Origin of the sequence: Streptomyces laurentii, from assembly GCF_040635425.1 — a bacterium.
Classification (GTDB): Bacteria; Actinomycetota; Actinomycetes; order Streptomycetales; family Streptomycetaceae; genus Streptomyces; species Streptomyces laurentii.
In genome coordinates, this window is sequence record NZ_JBEYHT010000073.1 from 1 (window position 1) to 19,975 (window position 19,975).

Genomic DNA, 19,975 nt, shown 5'->3' on the forward strand with positions numbered 1-19,975 from the left:
GAGAGCCAGCTCCAGCAGCGCAATTACGAAGGGTTCCTCCGCTGATGCGAATCGTCCTCGTCGGACCGCCCGGCGCCGCGTTCAGGTGCCGTCGCGAGGGATCATCCTTTGTCAGGTCGGCCGGTCCCCCGGCCTGCCCTGCGGACGATCACCCGGCGTTCAGCCCAGGTCGGGGCGGTGGCTCACCCGGACCGAGTTGACGAGGGTCTTGCCCGAGACGCCCACGAACCGCAGGTTCAGCCGGCCGTCGGTGACCTCGACCGTGAAGGTCTTGTCATGGGCGGCGAAGGTGCCCGCCACCAGCGTGACGTCGAGGTTGGAGACCTTCTCCGCGTCCTCGGCCATCACGTCCATGACCCGGTCCGCCTGCTTGGCGTTGCCCAGCTCCGCGAAGCCGAGGTCGACCTGGTAGACGCCGTCGGGCAGGTTGTCGAAGCGGTACTCGTAGGCACCCTGGCGGGCGCTGCGGTACAGCTCCGGGTCGGCGGTGCCGGAGATCGCCTTGGTCGTGGCGACCTTGCCGGTGGAGCCGAGGTAGCCGTACGCGCCGGCCTTGTACTCCTGGTCGGGACGCCAGCCGTCACCGCGCGTGTCCGTCGAGGCCGCGGTCGCGCCGGCGTCGACGGCCACCTGGTAGGCGGGCACGACGACCGTGACCGGGACCTCCGTCAGCGGCGTACGGCCGGACTCCGAGGAGATCTGCAGGGTGCCGGTGAGCACCGAGCCCGGGGTCGCGCCCGCGGTGTCGACGGTGAGCCCCACCGTCCGGGTGCCGCCGGCGGCCAGGTCGCCCTCGGCCGAGGCGATCCTCAGCCAGGACGCGCCGCTCTTCTCCTTGACCGTGTACGCGGTCGCGGAGCCGTCGTTGGTGAGGACGAGCTCCCGGGCGCGGCTCTGGTCCGCCGGGACGATCTCGGTCACCGCGGTGCGGTCGGCCGTGACCCGGCCGGTGGCGAGGACCGCGTCGGCCGTGGCGATCCCGGTGGCCTTGGCCTCCCGCGCGGCGGTGGCGCCGGCGTAGTGCGCGGCACCGAAGGCGAGGTCGCACGTCGCCTTGTCGCCGGTGGCCGGTACCTGGGCGAGGTAGGAGCCGTCGGCGCCGGTGGTGGCGGTGCCGACCTCGGTGCCGACCTGGCGGACGGAGACCGTGGCGCCCTCGACGCCCTTGTGGTCGTTGCCGTCGGTGACGGTGCCGGCGACGACCGCGCTCTTGGTGGTGCGGAAGGTGATGTTCATGCCGTCGGTGACGACCGGCTCGTTGTACGAGTGCAGCAGGCCGTCGGTGCCGGTGGCGTTCTCCAGGCCGATGGTGGCGCTGGAGCCGTTCTCGTAGTTCCCGGTGCCGATGTCCTTGTAGTGATAGGACACCTCGCCGTCCTCGCCGATCACCGCGGAGAAGGTGAGGCGCTGGGCGGTGTTGGAGTAGATCACCACGTCACGCCACTCGACGGTGAGACGACGGTGCGGGGCGGTGCCGGAGACGCCGGTGTAGACGCCCGAGTTCGCGTCCAGCTGCAGGTTGTCCCAGAAGGGGTACAACGCGCCGTTGGGCGTGGTCGTCGTCGGCAGGGTGCTGTTGGTGGAGGAGGTGGAGCTGGTGCCGAAGGCGAGGACGCCCTCGGTGGTGGCGGAGGCGGTGCGGTACGTCTTGCCGTACAGCGCCACCGGGAAGGGCAGGTTCACCGTGGCCGAGCCGGTGGTCTGGTTCGGCATGGTGAGCTTGGTGTCACCGGTCGGGAAGGCGCTCTCGGTGAGGCGGCAGGCCGTGCCGAAGGTGTCGGTACGCGGCGCCAGCTCGATGTTCCTCGTGGTGTCGCCGCTCAGCTTGACGCCGGCGCTGGTGCCCGAGGCGCAGCGGCTGACCGGGGTGACGGCCACGTCGTAGCCGCCGACCGGCAGGGTCAGCGCGTACGAGCCGTCGGCGGCCGTGGTGCCGCGCACCGGGGTGCCCTGGACGACCAGCGTGGCACCCGCCTCGGGGCCGGCCTCGGTGGTGACGCGGCCGGTGAGCCTGGCCGACGGGGCCTGCTCGACGGCGAAGTCCTTCGTCACGGACTGGTCCTCGACGACCGTGACGGTGCCCGTCGCGGTGACGTAGCCGAACTTGCTCACCTCGGCCGTGTAGTCGCCGGCCATCAGCTTCGGCAGCGTGTAGGAGCCGTCCGCGCCGGTGACGATCGTCGTCCGCATCGGGCCGGACAGGCTCAGCCGGGCGTCGCCGACGGCGCTGCCGCCGGAGGTGACGGTGCCGGACAGGGCGCCGAGCGCGCCGCGCGGGGTGGCGCTGACCGCGGCGTACGCGTCGAGCCGGCCCTCGCCGAAGACGTTGTTCTTGGCCGCGGTGCCACCGCAGGTGGTGTCGTCGACGTCGATCGCGCTCTGGTCGAGCAGCTTCTCCGTCTCGGCGATGTCGCCGCGGATCGCGGGCGACGCCGACCACATCAGGGCGACGGTGCCGGCGGTGTGCGGGGAGGCCATCGACGTACCGGAGATGGTGTTGTAGCCGCCGCCGGACCAGGAGGAGCGGACGTTGACGCCCGGGGCCGCCAGGTCGGGCTTGATCCCGCCGCTCTCGCCGGTGCCGCGCGAGGAGAAGGTGGCGATGGTGTTGTTGATGTCGAAGGCGCCCGAGGAGTACGAGTTGGTGTACGAGCCCGGGGAGCCGGAGGTGTTGCAGGCCGAGCCGTTGTGGTCGTGCTGCGGGGGAGTGCAGTCGCGGCCTGAGCCACTAAAAGATGATGCAGAGATGACATGCGCGTAACAAGTAGGCACCGGGGGTCCGCTTCCGGCCAACCCGCGCCACCCGCCCCGCCCGCCCGTCTCGTCCCGTATCGCCCCCGCGCCCCGGGCGGCGCCACGGCCGGCTCCCGGGCCGCCGCCGGAACCGGTGCCGGAACCGCCGCCGGGACCCCGATCCGCGCCCCCGCGACCGAGCACCGCGCGGCCGTCTCTAGACTGGACCACCATGCGAAGCGAGCCCGTCCTCCGGATCGAAAGTCTGGTGAAGCGGTACGGAGACAAGACCGCGGTCGACGGTCTCGATCTGACCGCGCACCCCGGCATCACCGCCGTCCTCGGCCCTAACGGGGCGGGCAAGACGACCACCATCGAGACCTGCGAGGGCTACCGCAGGCCCGACTCCGGCACCGTCCGGGTCCTCGGCCTCGACCCCGTCAAGGAAGCCGCCCGGCTGCGGCCGCGGATCGGCGTGATGCTCCAGTCCGGCGGCGTCTACTCCGGCGCCCGCGCCGAGGAGATGCTGCGCCACGTGGCCCGGCTGCACGCGCACCCGCTCGACGTCGACGCCCTCATCGAACGCCTCGGCCTCGGCAGCTGCGGCCGCACCGGCTACCGGCGGCTCTCCGGCGGCCAGCAGCAGCGGCTCGCGCTCGCCATGGCCGTCGTAGGACGACCGGAACTCGTCTTCCTCGACGAGCCGACCGCCGGACTCGACCCGCAGGCCCGCCGCGCCACCTGGGACCTGGTCCGCGATCTGCGCGCCGACGGCGTCTCCGTGATCCTCACCACCCACCACATGGACGAGGCCGAACAGCTCGCCGACGACGTGGCCGTCGTCGACGGCGGAAAGGTCATCGCCCAGGGCTCCCCGGAGCAGCTGTGCCGCGGCGGCGCCGAGAACACCCTGCGCTTCGGCGGCCGCCCCGGCCTCGACACCGGCTCGCTCCTGAAGGCCCTGCCGGACGGCAGCTCGGCCGTCGAGACCACTCCCGGCGCCTACCGCGTGACCGGCGAGATCGACCCCCAACTGCTCGCGACGGTCACGTCCTGGTGCGCCCAGCACGGTGTGATGCCGGACCGGATCTCCGTCGAGCGGCACACCCTCGAAGACGTGTTCCTCGAACTGACCGGGCGGGAGCTGCGCGGATGAGCGCCGGTACGTACACCCCGAAGCCGGGAGCGGCCCCGCTCCCGCGCATGATCGGCGCGCAGGCCGTCCTCGAGACGAAGATGCTGCTGCGCAACGGCGAGCAGCTGCTCCTCACCGTCGTCATCCCCACCCTGCTCCTCGTGCTCTTCTCATCCGTCGACATCGTCGACACGGGCGACGGTAAGGCCGTGGACTTCCTCGCCCCCGGCATCCTCGCCCTCGCGGTGATGTCCACCGCCTTCACCGGCCAGGCCATCGCCACCGGCTTCGAACGCCGGTACGGGGTCCTCAAGCGGCTCGCCGCCTCGCCGCTGCCGCGCTGGGGCCTGATGACCGCGAAGACGCTGTCGGTGCTGGTCACCGAGCTGCTCCAGGTGCTCCTCGTCACGGTCATCGCGCTCGCGCTCGGCTGGTCACCCGAGGGCAACCCCCTCTCCGTACTGCTCCTGCTGGTCCTCGGCACGGCGGCCTTCTCCGGGATCGGCCTGCTGATGGCCGGCACCCTCAAGGCCGAGGCGACCCTGGCCGCCGCGAACCTCGTCTTCCTGCTGCTGCTCATCGGCGGCGGCGTGGTCGTACCGCTCGACAAGTTCCCCGACACGGCGCAGAACGTCCTCGGCCTGCTGCCCATCTCCGCCCTCTCCGGCGGCCTGCGGGACGTCCTCCAGCACGGCGCGGCGATGCCGTGGGGCGACGCGCTGATCCTCGCCGTGTGGGCGGTCCTCGGACTCGGCGCGGCGGCGAAGTTCTTCCGCTGGGAGTGACGCGGGGCGCGCCTTCCCCGGCGCGCCTTCCGCAGGGCCCACGCGTCTTCCGGGGCGCGCCTCCAGGGCTTCGACATGACGCTGTACGTGGCGATGCGGTGACGTTTCGCGTCGACTCGCCCCGGAACCACCCCCTCGTGAAACCGTGCACAAGCCCCCGCCTACGATGGGCCCGTGCAAACCCCCCTTGCCTTCATCGCCCAGCGCTGGACTCCGTCTCCCCGGATCGTCCGGCGCGCCGCGCTCTCCGCCGTCGTGATGAGCGTGATCATCATCATCACCGGTGGCGCGGTCCGGCTGACCGGCTCCGGCCTCGGCTGCGACACCTGGCCGAAGTGCACGGACGACAGCCTGATCGCCACCGCCGAGCAGGGCTTCCACGGTGCCATCGAGTTCGGCAACCGGATGCTGACCTACGTCCTGTCGGCCGCCGTCGGCTGGGCCATCATCGCCGCCCGCAGCGCCAAGCCGCGCCGCCGCAGCCTCACCCGGCTCGGCTGGACCCAGTTCTGGCTGGTGATGAGCAACGCCGTCATCGGCGGCATCACCGTGTGGATGGGCCTCAACCCCTGGACCGTCGCCGGCCACTTCCTCGCCGCGAACGCGCTCCTGACCGTCGCCACGATCACCTGGGTCCGGGTCGGCGAGGGCGACGCCGCGCCGAAGCCGCGCGTCCCGGCGCCCGTACGCAAGCTGGCCTGGGGAATCGTCGGCGTCTCCGCCGTCCTGATCGCGCTCGGCACGACGGTCACCGGCGCCGGCAAGCACGCGGGCGACAGCAGCGACGTCCCCCGAATGCCGTGGGACTGGACCAACGCCGCCCATGTCCACGCCGCCGCCGCCTGGCTGCTCTGCGGCCTCGCCCTCGCCATGTGGCTGATCCTCCGCGTCGTCGACGCCCCGGACGACACCCGGGCCCGCGCCCGCGACCTGATCATCCTGCTGGCCGCGCAGGGCGTCATCGGCTACGTCCAGTTCTTCGCCGGCGTCCCCGAGCTCCTGGTCGCCCTCCACATGCTCTGCTCCTCGCTCATGTGGATCGCCGTCCTCCGCCTGGCCCTGAGCCTCCGCGAGCGCCCGTCCGCATCCCCGGAGATCCCGTCCCGGACCCCGGAGATGGCCGCGCTGTAACAGCGCCCGGCCCGGACTCGCCGCCTCTCTGCCCCTGCCGGTTTCGGCGGGGGCAGTGGTGTGGGAGGGGGCAGGGGTCTCGGCGGGGGCGGAGGTACGGGCGAGGGATCACTCCGTACGCGTCGGCACCGGCCAGAGGTGCACCCGAAAAACCCGAAAGGGCGCTCCCCCCGGAGCGCCCTTTCGGGTGTGCGACGCAGACAGGCCGACTCAGCCGTTGGAGGGGCCGCCGAGCTGGATGCCCGCCATGCGGGTCCACTCGTACGGGCCGGTCTTGACCTTCGCGGCGAACTCGCCGTCGAACTCCTCGTGCAGGGTCAGCCCGGCCTGCTCCGCGGCCTGCTGGGCGATCGCGTAGCTCGGGGCCACCAGGTCGCCCCAGCCGCCGTCCTCGCCGACGAGGACGATGCGGGTGCCCGCCTGGCCGATGTGCGCCAGCTGGCCCTCGGCGCCGCCGTGCTTACCGGAGAACGCCTTGATCTCGCGGGCCAGCCTGGCCGCCTTGCGCTCCGCCTGCTTCGTGTCTGCCATACCGCAGATGCTACTCGTGGGTAGATCACGTGGCGACGGCCGGGGCACGTGGCGTGGGCCACGCGCCCCGGCCGTCGACCGGGTCCGTATGAGGCTGACGGGTCAGCGCAGGAAGGGGTCCACCGCGACCGCGACGAAGAGCAGCGACACATAGGTGATGGACCAGTGGAACAGGCGCATCTCCTTGAGCTTCGCGCCGGTCACCTCGGACTTGGCGCGGTTGAGGAGCGCGTGCGCCTCCCACAGCCACCAGCCGCCGGTGAGCAGTGCCACGGCCGTGTAGAACCAGCCGGTGTAGCCGAGCGGGGTGAGCAGCAGGGAGACCGCGACCATGACCCAGCTGTAGACCACGATCTGCTTGGCGACGACCTTGTTGGAGGCGAGCACCGGGAGCATCGGGACGCCCGCGCGGGCGTAGTCGTCCTTCACCTTCATGGACAGCGGCCAGTAGTGCGGCGGCGTCCAGAAGAAGATGACGAGGAACAGGATGATCGCGGCCCAGGACATCGAGTTCGTGACCGCCGACCAGCCGATCAGGACCGGCAGGCAGCCGGCGATGCCGCCCCAGACGATGTTCTGCGCGGTGCGCCGCTTGAGGATCATCGTGTAGACGACCACGTAGAAGAGCAGCGCGCCGAGTGACAGCCAGGCGGACAGCCAGTTGACCAGCAGGCCGAACCAGAGGGTCGACACGACCCCGAGGCCGATGCCGAAGGCCAGGCACTCGCGCGGCGTGACCGTACCGGTGACCAGCGGGCGCTGGGAGGTGCGGTCCATGAGCGCGTCGATGTCGCGGTCGATGTACATGTTCAGCGCGTTGGCGCCGCCCGCGGACAGATAGCCGCCGAAGCAGGTGGCGAGTACCAGCCACAGGTTCGGCACGCCCTGTTCGGCGAGGAACATCACCGGAACGGTGGTGATGAGAAGCAGCTCGATGATTCGCGGCTTCGTCAGCGCCACGAATGCCTTGACGCGGACCCCGAACGGCTGATGGCCCGCCGGGCTGGGAGTCAAGACGACCCCTGCGGGTCGGGACTCGACGGCCGTCACGCACACCCCTGACAGAGAAATCCCAGCAAGCTCTCCCCGTCTGCGAGCGGGGCGAAACTTGCGCGTACCACGCCACTGTAGACGTTGCCCATACCTCGTTCTTATTCGGGGTGGGGTCGTGTCACCCCGCCGCCGCGTGGCCGATCACCCCGCCGCCGCCCGGCCTCGGGAGGCGAAGTCGGCGACCCCCCGGCAGTCTTGCTCAGAGCGCTCATTTGAGGGGCCTGAGCACGAAAAGAGAGGCGTTTTCCAAGGGTAGGCTCGACCTCGCCGGGACACCCTCCGTCACCGGCCCACGACATGCGGAGAGGAGCCCTGACTCAGGGTGAGCACTAAGCAGACGACCACAGACCTCGAATGGACCGAACTGGACCAGCGGGCCGTGGACACCGCCCGCATTCTCGCCGCCGACGCCGTGCAGAAGGTCGGCAACGGCCATCCCGGTACGGCGATGAGCCTGGCGCCCGCCGCGTACACCCTCTTCCAGAAGGTGATGCGGCACGACCCGGCCGATCCGCAGTGGGTGGGCCGTGACCGGTTCGTCCTCTCCGCGGGGCACTCCTCCCTGACCCTCTACACCCAGCTCTACCTGGGCGGGTTCGGGCTGGAGCTGGACGACCTGAAGGCGTTCCGGACCTGGGGTTCGAAGACCCCGGGCCACCCGGAGTACGGCCACACGGCGGGCGTCGAGACCACCACCGGCCCGCTCGGCCAGGGTGTCGCGAACGCGGTGGGCATGGCCATGGCCGCCCGTTACGAGCGCGGTCTGTTCGACCCGGAGGCGCCCGCCGGCACCTCCCCCTTCGACCACCGCGTGTACGCGATCGCCGGCGACGGCTGCCTCCAGGAGGGCATCTCCGCCGAGGCGTCCTCGCTCGCGGGTCACCAGAAGCTCGGCAACCTGATCCTGCTGTGGGACGACAACCACATCTCGATCGAGGGCGACACCGAGACGGCCGTGTCCGAGGACACGGTGAAGCGGTACGAGGCGTACGGCTGGCACGTCCAGCGCGTCGAGCCGAAGGCCGACGGCGACCTGGACCCGGCCGCGCTGTTCGCCGCGATCAAGGCCGCCGAGGCCGAGACCGAGCGTCCGTCGTTCATCGCGATGCGCTCGATCATCGCCTGGCCCGCCCCGCACGCGCAGAACACCGAGGCCGCGCACGGCTCGGCGCTCGGCGCCGAGGAGGTCGCGGCCACCAAGCGCGTCCTGGGCTTCGACCCGGAGCAGTCCTTCGAGGTCTCCGACGAGGTCATCGGCCACACCCGCGCGCTCGGCGACCGGGGCCGCGAGGCCCGCGCCGAGTGGGAGAAGTCGCTCGCCGCGTGGCGTACGGCCAACCCGGAGCGCGCGGCCGAGTTCGACCGGATCCAGGCGAACGAGCTGCCGGCCGGCTGGGCCGAGAAGCTGCCGGTCTTCGAGCCCGGTTCGAGCGTCGCGACCCGCGCCGCCTCCGGCAAGGTCCTCCAGGCGCTCGGCTCGGTGCTGCCGGAGCTGTGGGGCGGCTCGGCCGACCTCGCCGGCTCGAACAACACCACGATCGACAAGTCGTCGTCCTTCCTCCCCGAGGGCAACCCGCTGCCCGAGGCGGACAAGTACGGCCGGACGATCCACTTCGGCATCCGCGAGCACGCCATGGCCGCGGAGATGAACGGCATCGCCCTGCACGGCAACACCCGCATCTACGGCGGCACCTTCCTGGTGTTCTCCGACTACATGCGCAACGCCGTCCGGCTGTCCGCGCTGATGCACCTGCCGGTGACGTACGTGTGGACGCACGACTCGATCGGTCTCGGCGAGGACGGCCCGACCCACCAGCCGGTGGAGCACCTGGCCGCACTGCGCGCGATCCCCGGTCTGTCCGTGGTCCGCCCGGCCGACGCCAACGAGACGGCGATCGCCTGGCGCGAGATCACCGAGCGCCACACCAAGGCATACGGCAAGGGCACCCCGCACGGTCTGGCGCTCACCCGCCAGGGCGTGCCGGTCTACGCGCCGAACGAGGACACCGTCAAGGGCGGCTACGTGATGTTCGAGGCCGACGGCGGCACGCCGGAGGCCATCCTCATCGCGACCGGCTCCGAGGTGCACCTGGCCGTCGAGGCCCGCGAGCGGCTCCAGGCCGCCGGTGTGCCCACCCGTGTGGTGTCCATGCCGTCCGTGGAATGGTTCGAGGAGCAGGACCAGGCGTACAAGGACGCCGTCCTGCCGCCCGCCGTGAAGGCCCGCGTGGCGGTCGAGGCCGGTGTCGGCCTGACCTGGCACCGGTACGTCGGCGACGCCGGCCGGATCGTCTCCCTGGAGCACTTCGGTGCCTCGGCGGACGCCAAGGTCCTCTTCCGCGAGTTCGGCTTCACCCCGGAGGCCGTCGCCGCGGCCGCCCGGGAATCGATCGCCGCCGCCGCGCGCTGACGCACATACGCGGGATTACGTACGACTAATGGAGATGCAACTCTCATGACAGACGCTCTCAAGCGCCTCTCCGACGAAGGCGTCGCGATCTGGCTGGACGACCTCTCGCGCAAGCGGATCACGTCCGGCAACCTGGCCGAGCTGGTCGACCAGAGCCACGTGGTGGGCGTGACCACCAACCCGTCCATCTTCCAGAAGGCCATCTCCTCGGGCGACGGCTACGAGCGGCAGCTGGCCGACCTCGCCGCCCGCAAGGTGACGGTGGACGAGGCCATCCGCATGATCACGACGGCCGACGTCCGGGACGCCGCCGACATCCTGCGCCCGGTCTTCGACGCCACCGAGGGCCAGGACGGCCGGGTGTCCATCGAGGTCGACCCGCGCCTGGCCCACGAGACGGTGGCGACCGTCGCCGAGGCCAAGCAGCTGGCCTGGCTGGTGGACCGGCCCAACACGCTCATCAAGATCCCGGCCACCAAGGCGGGTCTGCCGGCGATCACCGAGGTCATCGGCCTCGGCATCAGCGTCAACGTGACGCTGATCTTCTCGCTGGAGCGCTACCGCGCGGTCATGGACGCCTACCTGGCGGGCCTGGAGAAGGCCCGCGAGCGCGGCCTGGACCTCTCCGAGATCCACTCGGTGGCGTCGTTCTTCGTGTCCCGGGTGGACACCGAGATCGACAAGCGCCTGGACGGCATCGGCACCGACGAGGCCAAGGCTCTCAAGGGCAAGTCGGCCCTCGCCAACGCCCGTCTGGCCTACGAGGCCTACGAGGAGGTCTTCGGCTCCGCGCGCTGGGCCGCCCTCGACAAGGCGCACGCCAACAAGCAGCGTCCGCTGTGGGCCTCGACCGGTGTGAAGGACCCGGCGTACAAGGACACCCTGTACGTGGTGGACCTGGTCGCCCCGGGCACCGTCAACACCATGCCGGAGGGGACCCTGGAGGCCACCGCCGACCACGGCGAGGTCACCGGCGACACCATCCGCGGCACGTACGAGGAGGCCCGTCAGGTCCTCGGCGCGGTGGCCAAGCTGGGCATCTCGTACGACGATGTCGTCCAGGTCCTGGAGGACGAGGGCGTCGAGAAGTTCGAGGCCGCCTGGACCGACCTGCTCACGTCGACCGAGGCGGAGCTCACCCGCCTCGCACCCTCGGAGGCGTAGTCCCCTTGAGCGCAGTCACCGGAGCCAATCCGCTCCGTGACGCCGCAGACCGACGGCTCCCGCGTATCGCGGGGCCGTCGGGTCTGGTGATCTTCGGTGTCACGGGCGATCTGTCCCGCAAGAAGCTGATGCCCGCCGTCTACGACCTCGCCAACCGGGGTCTGCTGCCGCCGGGCTTCTCCCTCATCGGTTTCGCACGCCGTGAGTGGCACGACGAGGACTTCGCCCAGGAGGTCCACGACGCCGTCAAGCAGCACGCCCGCACCCCGTTCCGCGAGGAGGTGTGGCAGCAGCTGAGCCAGGGCATGCGCTTCGTCCAGGGCGACTTCGACGACGACGAGGCCTTCGAGCAGCTGAAGGCCACCATCGAGGACGTGGACAAGCAGCAGGGCACGGGCGGCAACTTCGCGTTCTACCTCTCCGTACCGCCGAAGTTCTTCCCCCTGGTCGTCCAGCAGCTGAAGAAGCACGGGCTGGCCGACCAGAAGAACGACTCGTGGCGCCGCGCGGTGATCGAGAAGCCCTTCGGCCACGACCTGGCCTCCGCGAAGGAACTCAACGACATCGTCCACGAGGTCTTCCCGCCCGAGGCGGTCTTCCGGATCGACCACTACCTCGGCAAGGAGACCGTCCAGAACATCCTGGCGCTCCGCTTCGCCAACACCCTCTTCGAGCCGATCTGGAACCGGTCGTACGTCGACCACGTGCAGATCACCATGGCCGAGGACATCGGCATCGGCGGCCGGGCGGGCTACTACGACGGCATCGGCGCGGCCCGTGACGTCATCCAGAACCACCTGCTCCAGCTGCTCGCGCTGACCGCGATGGAGGAGCCCGCCTCCTTCGACGCCGACGCGCTGGCGGCGGAGAAGACCAAGGTGCTCGGCGCGGTGCGGCTGCCGAAGGACCTGGCCGCCTCGACGGTCCGCGGGCAGTACGCGGCGGGCTGGCAGGGCGGCGAGCGGGCCGTCGGCTACCTCGAAGAGGACGGCATCGACCCGCAGTCGAACACCGACACCTACGCGGCGATCAAGCTGGGCATCGACAACCGCCGCTGGGCGGGCGTTCCCTTCTATCTGCGCACCGGCAAGCGGCTGGGCCGCCGGGTCACCGAGATCGCGGTGGTCTTCCAGCGTGCCCCGCACTCCCCGTTCGACCACACGGCGACCGAGGAGCTCGGCCGGAACGCGATCGTGATCCGCGTCCAGCCGGACGAGGGCGTCACGATGCGGTTCGGCTCCAAGGTGCCCGGCACCCAGATGGAGATCCGGGACGTGTCGATGGACTTCGCCTACGGCGAGTCCTTCACCGAGTCCAGCCCCGAGGCTTACGAGCGGCTCATCCTCGACGTCCTGCTCGGCGACTCCAACCTCTTCCCGCGGGTCGAGGAAGTCGAGCTGTCCTGGAAGATCCTCGACCCGATCGAGCAGTTCTGGGACCAGCACGGCCGGCCCGCGCAGTACGAGTCCGGGACCTGGGGTCCGGTCGAGGCGGACGAGATGCTCGCACGAGACGGCAGGAGCTGGCGCCGGCCATGAAGACCGACCTCACGGACACCACGTCCTCCAAGATCAACAAGGCGCTGGTGCTCGGACGGCGGGCCATAGGCACCCCGGCTGTCGGCATGGTGCTCACCCTCGTCATCGTCACCGACGAGGAGAACGCCTACGACGCGCTGAAGGCGGCCAACGAGGCGTCCCGCGAGCACCCCTCGCGGACCCTCGTCGTCATCAAGCGGGTCTCGCGCACCCCGCGGGACCGCGCCAACGCGCGGCTGGACGCCGAGGTCCGCCTCGGCGCCGATGCCAGCACCGGCGAGACGGTGGTGCTCCGGCTGTACGGCGATGTCGTCGACCACGCCCAGTCGGTGGTGCTGCCGCTGCTCCTGCCGGACGCGCCGGTCGTCGTCTGGTGGCCGGTGAACGCGCCGGCCGACCCGGCGAACGACCCGCTGGGCGCGCTGGCCCAGCGGCGGGTCACCGACACGTACGCCGCCGAGCAGCCGATCCAGGAGCTGACCGCGCGCGCCGACGCGTACACCCCGGGCGACACCGACCTGTCCTGGTCCCGGATCACCCCGTGGCGTTCCATGCTGGCCGCCGCGCTTGACCAGGTCCGGTGCGAGGTCACCGCGGCCGCGGTCGAGGGCGAGGAGTTCAACCCGAGCGTCGAGCTGCTGGCCATGTGGCTGGCGGACCGGCTGCAGGTGCCGGTGCGGCGTGCCGCGTCGGCGGGCCCGGGGCTGACCTCCGTACGCCTGGAGACCGACACCGGTCCGATCGTGCTGGACCGTCCGGACGGCTCGCTGGCGACGCTGTCCATCCAGGGGCAGCCGGACCGCGCGGTGGCGCTCAAGCGGCGCGAGACGGCCGAACTGATAGCGGAGGAACTGCGCCGGCTGGACCCGGACGACACCTACGCGTCGGCGCTGAAGTACGGACTGGAGCGACTGGACGAGGAGGCGGCGACCACCGCCCCGGAGCTCGTCGCGGAGGAAGCCCCGGTCGTGGACGAGCCGGTCGTGGACCAGCCGGTCGCGGCGGAGCCGACGGCCGAGAGCACGGAGCCGAAGGCCGAGGAGCCGCAGGCCGCCGAGGCGCCCCGGCGCGGCTCGAAGAAGTCCTCGGCCCGGAAGGCGGCCGCGAAGTGAGCGCACCCCAGCTGGTCGTCCACCGCGACAAGGAGCTGATGGCCGAGGCCGCCGCGGCCCGGCTCATCACGAAGATCGTGGACGCGCAGGCCGCCCGGGGCTCCGCCTCGGTGGTGCTGACCGGCGGCCGCAACGGCAACGGGCTGCTCGCGGCCCTGCGCGCGGCGCCCGCCCGGGACGCGATCGACTGGACGCGGCTCGACCTGTGGTGGGGCGACGAGCGCTTCCTGCCCGAGGGCGACCCGGAGCGCAATGTCACCCAGGCCCGCGAGGCGCTGCTCGACAGCGTCCCGCTGGACCCGGCGCGGGTGCACGCGATGCCCGCCTCGGACGGTCCGTACGGTTCCGACGTGGAGGCGGCGGCCGCGGCGTACGCGGCGCAGCTCGCGGCGGCGGCCGAGCCCGGCGACCACGGCGGGGTGCCGGCCTTCGACGTGCTGATGCTGGGCGTCGGCCCGGACACGCACGTGGCCTCGCTCTTCCCGGAGCTGCCCGCGGTGCGGGAGACCGAGCGGACGGTGGTCGGGGTGCACGGCGCGCCCAAGCCGCCGCCGATCCGGATCTCGCTGACGCTGCCGGCGATCCGGGCCGCGCGGGAGGTCTGGCTGCTCGCGGCCGGCGCGGACAAGGCGAAGGCCGCGGCCATCGCGCTGTCCGGCGCGGGCGAGATCCAGGCCCCGGCGGCCGGGGCCCGCGGGCAGGCGCGCACGCTGTGGCTGCTGGACGCGGCGGCGGCCTCCGAGCTGCCCCGGGACCTGTACCCGCCGGCGTCCGCCTGATCCTCGACGGCATGGCACGAGGCCCGGTCCACCACGTGGTGGACCGGGCCTCGGCCGTTCACGGCTTCGGTTCCAGGAAGGGGGCGAGGAGGTCCGGTACGGCCTCGGCGGCGAAGCGGAGGCCCTGGCTCTCGCCCGCGTCGTGGACGCTGTACGCGCCCTCCCCGGCGGCCGTCGTGGCGCGCAGCGTGAGCACTCCGGCGCGCCGCTGGAACCAGGACCGCCGGACGGTCCAGCCGATCACCCCGGCGCGCTGGAGGGCGACCGTGGAGCGGCGCACGCTGCCCGAACGGGTCACCAGATACGCGCCGCTGACGCCGTGTCCGAGGCTGCGGTAGGCGTCCCGGGCGAGCAGCAGGGCGAGCGGGGTGAGGACGACGGCGACGCCGGCCGCTACGTACACAAGGACCGGGGTGAGCCAGAGCCCGAGGACGGCGAGCACGGCCGCCGGTACGAGCGCGGCGGCCAGCGCCCGGCGGACCCGGCGGGTGCGGGCGGCCCGGGGGTGTGCGGCGAGCGGGGCGCCGGTGGGCGGTTCCGGCTCGCGCAGCACCTGGGCGGCGACCCGGTCGGCGACCGCGCGGGGCACCGGCGGCAGCAGGTTCTTCAGGTCGCCGTGCTTGTCGTCGTCGTCCTGGGCGAGGCCGGTGGCGACGGCGTCGACGCGGGCGCCGCGGAAGAGCCGTACGCCGAAGGGTTCGACCAGCTCGACGCCGCGCAGCCGGCGCTCCTCCAGGGAGACGGAGCGGGAGGTGAACAGGCCGCGGCGGACCCGGAGGGTGCCGCCGGGTTCGCGCTCCAGCCGGTAGCCGGACCACGACTCGATCCACAGGCCGAGGGCGCCGATCCCGCCGGCGGCGGTGACCAGCAGCACCAGGTCGACGACCATCCAGGTCAGCGAGACGTCCTCGAACCGGTCGCCGACCCAGCGGATGACCGCTTCCTGGGCGCCGAACCAGTCGCTGACCTGCATGACGGCCCCGCCCGCGGCGAGGCCGATCAGCGGGGCGACGAAGGAGACCGGGGCGTAGCGGATCCAGCGCGGGTCGAGGGAGGCGAGGACGCCGTCGTGGGCGGTGTCGCCGGGTGCTCCGGCGGGGCGGGCGAGCAGGGTGCGGCGCAGGTGCTCGCCCTCGGCGCGGGTGACCAGGTCGAGTTCGAGGGTGGATTCGCCGCCGGTGTGCTCACCGGTGCCGATCCGGACCTTGACGAGGCCGAGGAGGCGTTCGAGGGGGTTGGCGGTGAGGTCGACGCTGCGGATCCGGTCGCGGGCCAGGGAGCGGCGTTTGACGACGAGGAGCCCGCTGTGGAGGTCGATCCGTTCGGGTCCGACGCGGTAGCGGGTGCGGCGCAGCCGGACCCAGTCGGCGGCGCTGCCGCCGCCGACCAGCAGGAACGATCCGGCAAGCACCCAGGCGACGGCCTGCCACAGCGGGCGGGAGCCGCCGGAGAGGGTGACGTACGCGGGCATCGCGGCGCCGCCGGCGACACCGATCAGCACGGCGGCACCGGCGAGCAGCGAGCGCGGGGCGAGCCGCCGCCAGTCCTCGCCGCCGTCGTGGCCGGGGACCGGCCCGGGGCTGGTCATGTCGCGTCCCCCGGGGTGGCCCGGGTGATCGCGGTGAGCCGTTCGGCCAGCTCGGCGGCGAGCGCGTGGTCGAGGCCCTCGATGCGCAGGGCGCCCTTGGAGGAGGCGGTGGTGACGGTGACGGTGGCCAGCTTGAACGTCTGCTCCAGCGGGCCCCGTACGGTGTCGACCGTCTGGATCCGGGACATCGGCGCGATCCGCCACTCCTGCCAGAACGCCCCGGTCCGGACGTACACGGCGTCCTCGGTGACCTCCCAGCGGTGCACCCGGAACCACCAGCCGGGCAGGCCCGCGGTGGCGGCGAGGCCGAGCGCCGCCACCGCGCCGCCGGAGGCGAGCAGCCAGAACCTGGCCGGGCCGATGAGGGCGCCGAGTACGGCCAGGATCAGCACTGGCACGGCGGTGGTGATCAGGAGCTGCGTCCGCCACCAGCCGACGGCCCGGCCGTCGACGGCGTTCCGCGGCGGGCGCAGCCGCACCTCCCGCTCTCCGCAGTCCTCCCCGTACCCGCTGTGGTTCGTGTGCTCGCCCGGCTCCCCCCTGGTCATCGGGTCAGCTCCGGCCGCGCAGCGAGCGGTAGGCGGCGACGAGTCCGGCGGTGGAGGGGTCCAGTTCGGCGCCGCCCTCGCCGCGGGTGAGCACCGGCTCGATCCGCTTGGCGAGGACCTTGCCGAGCTCGACGCCCCACTGGTCGAAGGAGTCGATGTTCCAGACGGCGCCCTGGACGAAGACCTTGTGCTCGTACAGCGCGATGAGCTGGCCCAGGACGGACGGGGTGAGGGCGTCCGCCAGGATCGTGGTGGTGGGGTGGTTGCCCTGGAAGGTCTTGTGCGGGACGAGCTCCTCGGCCACGCCCTCGGCCCGTACCTCCTCGGGCGTCTTGCCGAAGGCCAGCGCCTGGGTCTGGGCGAAGAAGTTGGCCATGAGCAGGTCGTGCTGGGCGGCCAGGCCGGCCGGCAGGTCGGCGACGGGCTCGGCGAAGCCGATGAAGTCGGCCGGGATGACCTTGGTGCCCTGGTGGATCAGCTGGTAGTAGGCGTGCTGGCCGTTGGTGCCGGGGGTGCCCCAGACGACCGGGCCGGTCTGCCAGTCGACGGGCTTGCCGTCGCGGTCGACGGACTTGCCGTTGGACTCCATGTCGAGCTGCTGGAGGTACGCGGTGAACTTCGACAGGTAGTGCGAGTACGGCAGGACGGCGTGCGACTGGGCGTCGAAGAAGGCGCCGTACCAGATGCCGAGCAGGCCGAGCAGCAGCGGCGCGTTCGCCTCGGGCGGGGCGGTGCGGAAGTGCTCGTCGACCAGGTGGAAGCCGTCGAGCATCTCGCGGAAGCGGTCCGGGCCGATGGCGATCATCAGGGACAGGCCGATGGCGGAGTCGTACGAGTAGCGGCCGCCGACCCAGTCCCAGAACTCGAACATGTTCGCGGTGTCGATGCCGAAGTCCTCGACCTTCGCGGCATTGGTCGACAGCGCGACGAAGTGCTTCGCCACGGCCTCCTGGCCGGCGCCGAGGCCAGCGAGCAGCCAGTCGCGGGCGGAGGTGGCGTTGGTGATCGTCTCGATGGTGGTGAAGGTCTTCGAGGCGACGATGAAGAGGGTCTCGGCGGGGTCGAGGTCGCGGACGGCCTCGTGCAGGTCGGCGCCGTCGACGTTGGAGACGAAGCGGAAGACGAGGTCGCGGCGGGTGTAGGAGCGCAGGGTCTCGAAGGCCATGGCGGGGCCGAGGTCGGAGCCGCCGATGCCGATGTTGACGATGTTCTTGATCGGCTTGCCGGTGTGGCCGGTCCACTCGCCCGCGCGGACCCGGTCGGCGAAGCCGGCCATCCGGTCGAGGACGGCGTGCACCTCGGGGACGACGTTCACGCCGTCGACCTCGACGACCGCCTCGCGCGGGGCGCGCAGGGCGGTGTGCAGGACGGCGCGTCCCTCGGTGGTGTTGATCTTCTCGCCGCGGAACATGGCGTCGCGCAGCCCGGCGACGCCGGTGGCGGTGGCCAGGTCGCGCAGCAGGGCCAGGGTCTCGTCGGTCACGAGGTGCTTGGAGTAGTCCAGATACAGGTCGCCGACGCGCAGCGTGTAGCCCGTGCCGCGCTCGGGGTCGGCGGCGAACAGCTCGCGCAGGTGGGTGTCGCCCAGCTGCTCGCGGTGCTTGCCGAGAGCCGCCCACTCGGGCAGCTGGTTGAGCCTGGTGCCTGCGTTCGTCATCTCGGGTATCGCCCATTTCTTCGTGGTGACGCTGGTGTGCCCCGCCCTACCAACCTAGTTGATCGGAGGCCCCGAACCCGTCCGGCGCGAACCGCGGAGGACGGCCGCACCCCGCCCGCCCCACCCGGCGGGCATCCCCGGGCGAACGACCCCGGACACGGCGAACGGGCCCCGCCGCGAATCGTGTTCGCGAGCGGAGCCCGTCCGTCGTCTCGTCGTACTGGCCGGGCGCGCGTCGCCCGGATGCCCCGTCAGATCTCGCCGCGGAGCTTGGCGAGCGCCTCGGCGAGGATCGCCTCCCCGTCGGCGTCGCTGCGCCGCTCCCGTACGTAGGCGAGGTGCGTCTTGTACGGTTCCGTGCGCGGCGGGTCCGGCGGGTTGTCCTGGTCCTGACCGGCCGGGAAGCCACAGCGCGGACAGTCCCAGGTCTCCGGCACCTGCGCGTCGCTGGCGAAGCTGGGCTGGGTCTCGTGCCCGTTCGAGCACCAGAAGGAGATCCGAAGACGCGGTGCCGACTCGCCCCGCTCGGCCTCCCCCATCGGCCCCGCTCCGACCCGGCTTCCCCGGATCGCGTTGCCACTTGCCACGGTCGTAACTCCCTGCGTGATGGTGCTCGAAGATGCCCAGTCTACGTAAGGCCCAACGCGCGTCCAGTGGTTGGAGTTACCCGTCCATCTTCATCACGAGACCAAGTACGACAATGCACGCGAACCACAGCAGACCGATCACCACGGTGATCCGGTCCAGGTTCCGCTCGGCGACCGAGGAGCCACCGACGGAGGACTGCATGCCGCCACCGAACATGTCGGAGAGGCCGCCGCCCTTGCCCTTGTGCATCAGCACGAGCAGCATCAGCAGCGCACTGAAGACGATCAGGGCGATCGAAAACCCCATAACCACGGCTGGACCAACTTCCTCGGACTCATACGGACAGGGGCCGGACAGGTACCTGCCCGGCCCCCGCAAGGGTACGACGGATCGCCGTCACCGCTCTACATCGTCAGACGTCGATCGGCACGGCGGGTGCCGTCACTGGTCGCGGAAGCGGATGATCTTGACGAACTCCTCGGCGTCCAGCGCCGCGCCGCCGACCAGGGCGCCGTCGATGTCGGGCTTCGCCATGATCTCGGCGACGTTGCCGCTCTTGACGGAGCCGCCGTACTGGATGCGGACCTTGTCGGCCAGCTCCTGGGAGTACAGCTCGGCGAGCTTGCCGCGGATCGCCCCGCAGACCTCCTGGGCGTCGTCGGCGCCGCAGACCTTGCCGGTGCCGATGGCCCACACCGGCTCGTAGGCGATCACGACGGACTCGGCCTGCTCGGCCGGGATGTCCTTCAGACCGCCCTCGACCTGGGCCAGGGTGTGCGGGACGGCTTCGCCGGCGTCGCGGACGGGCAGCTCCTCGCCGACGCACAGGATCGGGGTCACGCCGTGCCGGTAGGCGGCCTTCACCTTGGCGTTGCAGACCTCGTCGGTCTCGGCGTGGTACTGGCGGCGCTCCGAGTGGCCGACGGCCACGTACGCGCACTTCAGCTTCGCCAGCATCGGGCCGGAGATCTCGCCGGTGTACGCGCCGGAGTCGTGCGCCGAGATGTCCTGGGCGCCGTACTTGATCTTCAGCTTGTCGCCGTCGACCAGGGTCTGCACGGACCGCAGGTCGGTGAAGGGCACGAGGACCGCGACCTCCACGGCGTCGAAGTCCTTGTCGGTCAGGGCGAACGCGAGCTTCTGGGTGTGGGCGATGGCCTCGAGGTGGTTGAGGTTCATCTTCCAGTTGCCCGCCATCAGCGGGGTACGGATGCTCATCGGTG

The 19,975-nt window shown here is 71.6% G+C and carries 17 protein-coding genes; 8 read left to right on the forward strand and 9 right to left on the reverse strand.

Features of this window, described 5'->3' with window-relative positions:
* Positions 1-159: 159 nt before the first annotated feature.
* Positions 160-2,772 (reverse strand): carboxypeptidase regulatory-like domain-containing protein, encoded by a 2,613-nt coding sequence (locus ABZ693_RS31305; protein ID WP_359884345.1) that lies wholly within the window; start codon positions 2,770-2,772, stop codon positions 160-162.
* Between the two features lie 193 nt (positions 2,773-2,965).
* Between ABZ693_RS31305 and ABZ693_RS31310 the strand changes: the two genes are divergently transcribed.
* From ABZ693_RS31310 to ABZ693_RS31320, 3 genes are all read left to right on the forward strand, one after another.
* Entirely contained in the window at positions 2,966-3,889 is a 924-nt protein-coding gene (locus ABZ693_RS31310) for an ABC transporter ATP-binding protein (RefSeq protein ID WP_359884348.1), read from the forward strand.
* Complete coding sequence (locus ABZ693_RS31315; RefSeq protein WP_359884351.1) at positions 3,886-4,653, forward strand: ABC transporter permease; 768 nt, start codon at positions 3,886-3,888, stop codon at positions 4,651-4,653. Before ABZ693_RS31310 ends, ABZ693_RS31315 begins: the two co-directional genes overlap by 4 nt.
* 174 nt (positions 4,654-4,827) lie before the next feature.
* Complete coding sequence (locus ABZ693_RS31320) at positions 4,828-5,784, forward strand: COX15/CtaA family protein (RefSeq protein ID WP_359884354.1); 957 nt, start codon at positions 4,828-4,830, stop codon at positions 5,782-5,784.
* Positions 5,785-5,994: 210 nt separating this feature from the next.
* On the opposite strand, the gene ABZ693_RS31325 is transcribed toward ABZ693_RS31320, so the two are convergent.
* The gene (locus ABZ693_RS31325) at positions 5,995-6,315 is read right to left on the reverse strand and encodes a hypothetical protein (protein ID WP_359884357.1); all 321 of its coding nucleotides are present in this window, start codon (positions 6,313-6,315) and stop codon (positions 5,995-5,997) included.
* Between the two features lie 102 nt (positions 6,316-6,417).
* Entirely contained in the window at positions 6,418-7,371 is a 954-nt protein-coding gene (locus tag ABZ693_RS31330) for a heme o synthase (protein ID WP_435842598.1), read from the reverse strand.
* A gap of 319 nt (positions 7,372-7,690) precedes the next feature.
* Here ABZ693_RS31330 and tkt point away from each other — a divergent pair, with 319 nt between their 5' ends.
* From tkt to pgl, 5 genes are read left to right on the forward strand one after another with little or no spacing between them, the layout of a single operon-like run.
* Positions 7,691-9,778 carry a transketolase gene (tkt, locus tag ABZ693_RS31335; RefSeq protein WP_359884362.1) on the forward strand — a complete coding sequence of 696 codons (2,088 nt, stop codon included), beginning with the start codon at positions 7,691-7,693 and terminating at the stop codon, positions 9,776-9,778.
* A gap of 45 nt (positions 9,779-9,823) precedes the next feature.
* Positions 9,824-10,942 (forward strand): transaldolase, encoded by a 1,119-nt coding sequence (tal, locus tag ABZ693_RS31340; RefSeq protein WP_359884364.1) that lies wholly within the window; start codon positions 9,824-9,826, stop codon positions 10,940-10,942.
* A 5-nt stretch (positions 10,943-10,947) separates the two neighbouring features.
* Positions 10,948-12,480, forward strand: a complete 1,533-nt coding sequence (zwf, locus tag ABZ693_RS31345) for a glucose-6-phosphate dehydrogenase (RefSeq protein WP_359884367.1) — start codon at positions 10,948-10,950, stop codon at positions 12,478-12,480.
* Positions 12,477-13,592: a glucose-6-phosphate dehydrogenase assembly protein OpcA gene (opcA, locus tag ABZ693_RS31350; RefSeq protein WP_359884370.1), complete on the forward strand. Its 1,116-nt coding sequence runs from the start codon at positions 12,477-12,479 to the stop codon at positions 13,590-13,592. The genes zwf and opcA overlap by 4 nt, the downstream gene beginning before the upstream one ends.
* On the forward strand, positions 13,589-14,371 hold the full coding sequence (gene pgl / locus ABZ693_RS31355; protein ID WP_359884373.1) for a 6-phosphogluconolactonase: 783 nt from the start codon (positions 13,589-13,591) through the stop codon (positions 14,369-14,371). Before opcA ends, pgl begins: the two co-directional genes overlap by 4 nt.
* Before the next feature lie 58 nt (positions 14,372-14,429).
* Here pgl and ABZ693_RS31360 read toward each other — a convergent pair whose 3' ends face one another.
* From ABZ693_RS31360 to tpiA, 6 genes are all read right to left on the reverse strand, one after another.
* The gene (locus tag ABZ693_RS31360; protein WP_359884376.1) at positions 14,430-15,959 is read right to left on the reverse strand and encodes a PH domain-containing protein; all 1,530 of its coding nucleotides are present in this window, start codon (positions 15,957-15,959) and stop codon (positions 14,430-14,432) included.
* Positions 15,956-16,507 carry a PH domain-containing protein gene (locus ABZ693_RS31365; RefSeq protein ID WP_359884378.1) on the reverse strand — a complete coding sequence of 184 codons (552 nt, stop codon included), beginning with the start codon at positions 16,505-16,507 and terminating at the stop codon, positions 15,956-15,958. Before ABZ693_RS31365 ends, ABZ693_RS31360 begins: the two co-directional genes overlap by 4 nt.
* Positions 16,508-16,511: 4 nt before the next feature.
* A complete protein-coding gene (gene pgi, locus ABZ693_RS31370) occupies positions 16,512-18,164 on the reverse strand; it encodes a glucose-6-phosphate isomerase (protein WP_359884381.1) in 1,653 nt (550 codons plus the stop codon).
* 251 nt (positions 18,165-18,415) lie between these two features.
* Positions 18,416-18,751: an RNA polymerase-binding protein RbpA gene (locus ABZ693_RS31375; protein ID WP_079060169.1), complete on the reverse strand. Its 336-nt coding sequence runs from the start codon at positions 18,749-18,751 to the stop codon at positions 18,416-18,418.
* Between the two features lie 76 nt (positions 18,752-18,827).
* Positions 18,828-19,058 (reverse strand): preprotein translocase subunit SecG, encoded by a 231-nt coding sequence (gene secG / locus ABZ693_RS31380; RefSeq protein WP_435842599.1) that lies wholly within the window; start codon positions 19,056-19,058, stop codon positions 18,828-18,830.
* A 135-nt stretch (positions 19,059-19,193) separates the two neighbouring features.
* Positions 19,194-19,970 carry a triose-phosphate isomerase gene (gene tpiA / locus ABZ693_RS31385; RefSeq protein ID WP_359884384.1) on the reverse strand — a complete coding sequence of 259 codons (777 nt, stop codon included), beginning with the start codon at positions 19,968-19,970 and terminating at the stop codon, positions 19,194-19,196.
* Positions 19,971-19,975 lie beyond the last annotated feature (5 nt).

What these genes read in the sequence shown, in the direction of transcription:
- ABZ693_RS31310 (WP_359884348.1), top strand. Translation starts at nt 2,966, where the DNA reads ATGCGAAGCGAGCCCGTCCTCCGGATCGAAAGTCTGGTGAAGCGGTAC.
- ABZ693_RS31315 (WP_359884351.1), top strand. Translation starts at nt 3,886, where the DNA reads ATGAGCGCCGGTACGTACACCCCGAAGCCGGGAGCGGCCCCGCTCCCG.
- ABZ693_RS31325 (WP_359884357.1), bottom strand. Translation starts at nt 6,315, where the DNA reads ATGGCAGACACGAAGCAGGCGGAGCGCAAGGCGGCCAGGCTGGCCCGC.
- tal (WP_359884364.1), top strand. Translation starts at nt 9,824, where the DNA reads ATGACAGACGCTCTCAAGCGCCTCTCCGACGAAGGCGTCGCGATCTGG.
- opcA (WP_359884370.1), top strand. Translation starts at nt 12,477, where the DNA reads ATGAAGACCGACCTCACGGACACCACGTCCTCCAAGATCAACAAGGCG.
- ABZ693_RS31360 (WP_359884376.1), bottom strand. Translation starts at nt 15,959, where the DNA reads ATGACCAGCCCCGGGCCGGTCCCCGGCCACGACGGCGGCGAGGACTGG.
- ABZ693_RS31365 (WP_359884378.1), bottom strand. Translation starts at nt 16,507, where the DNA reads ATGACCAGGGGGGAGCCGGGCGAGCACACGAACCACAGCGGGTACGGG.
- pgi (WP_359884381.1), bottom strand. Translation starts at nt 18,164, where the DNA reads ATGACGAACGCAGGCACCAGGCTCAACCAGCTGCCCGAGTGGGCGGCT.
- secG (WP_435842599.1), bottom strand. Translation starts at nt 19,058, where the DNA reads ATGGGGTTTTCGATCGCCCTGATCGTCTTCAGTGCGCTGCTGATGCTG.
- tpiA (WP_359884384.1), bottom strand. Translation starts at nt 19,970, where the DNA reads ATGAGCATCCGTACCCCGCTGATGGCGGGCAACTGGAAGATGAACCTC.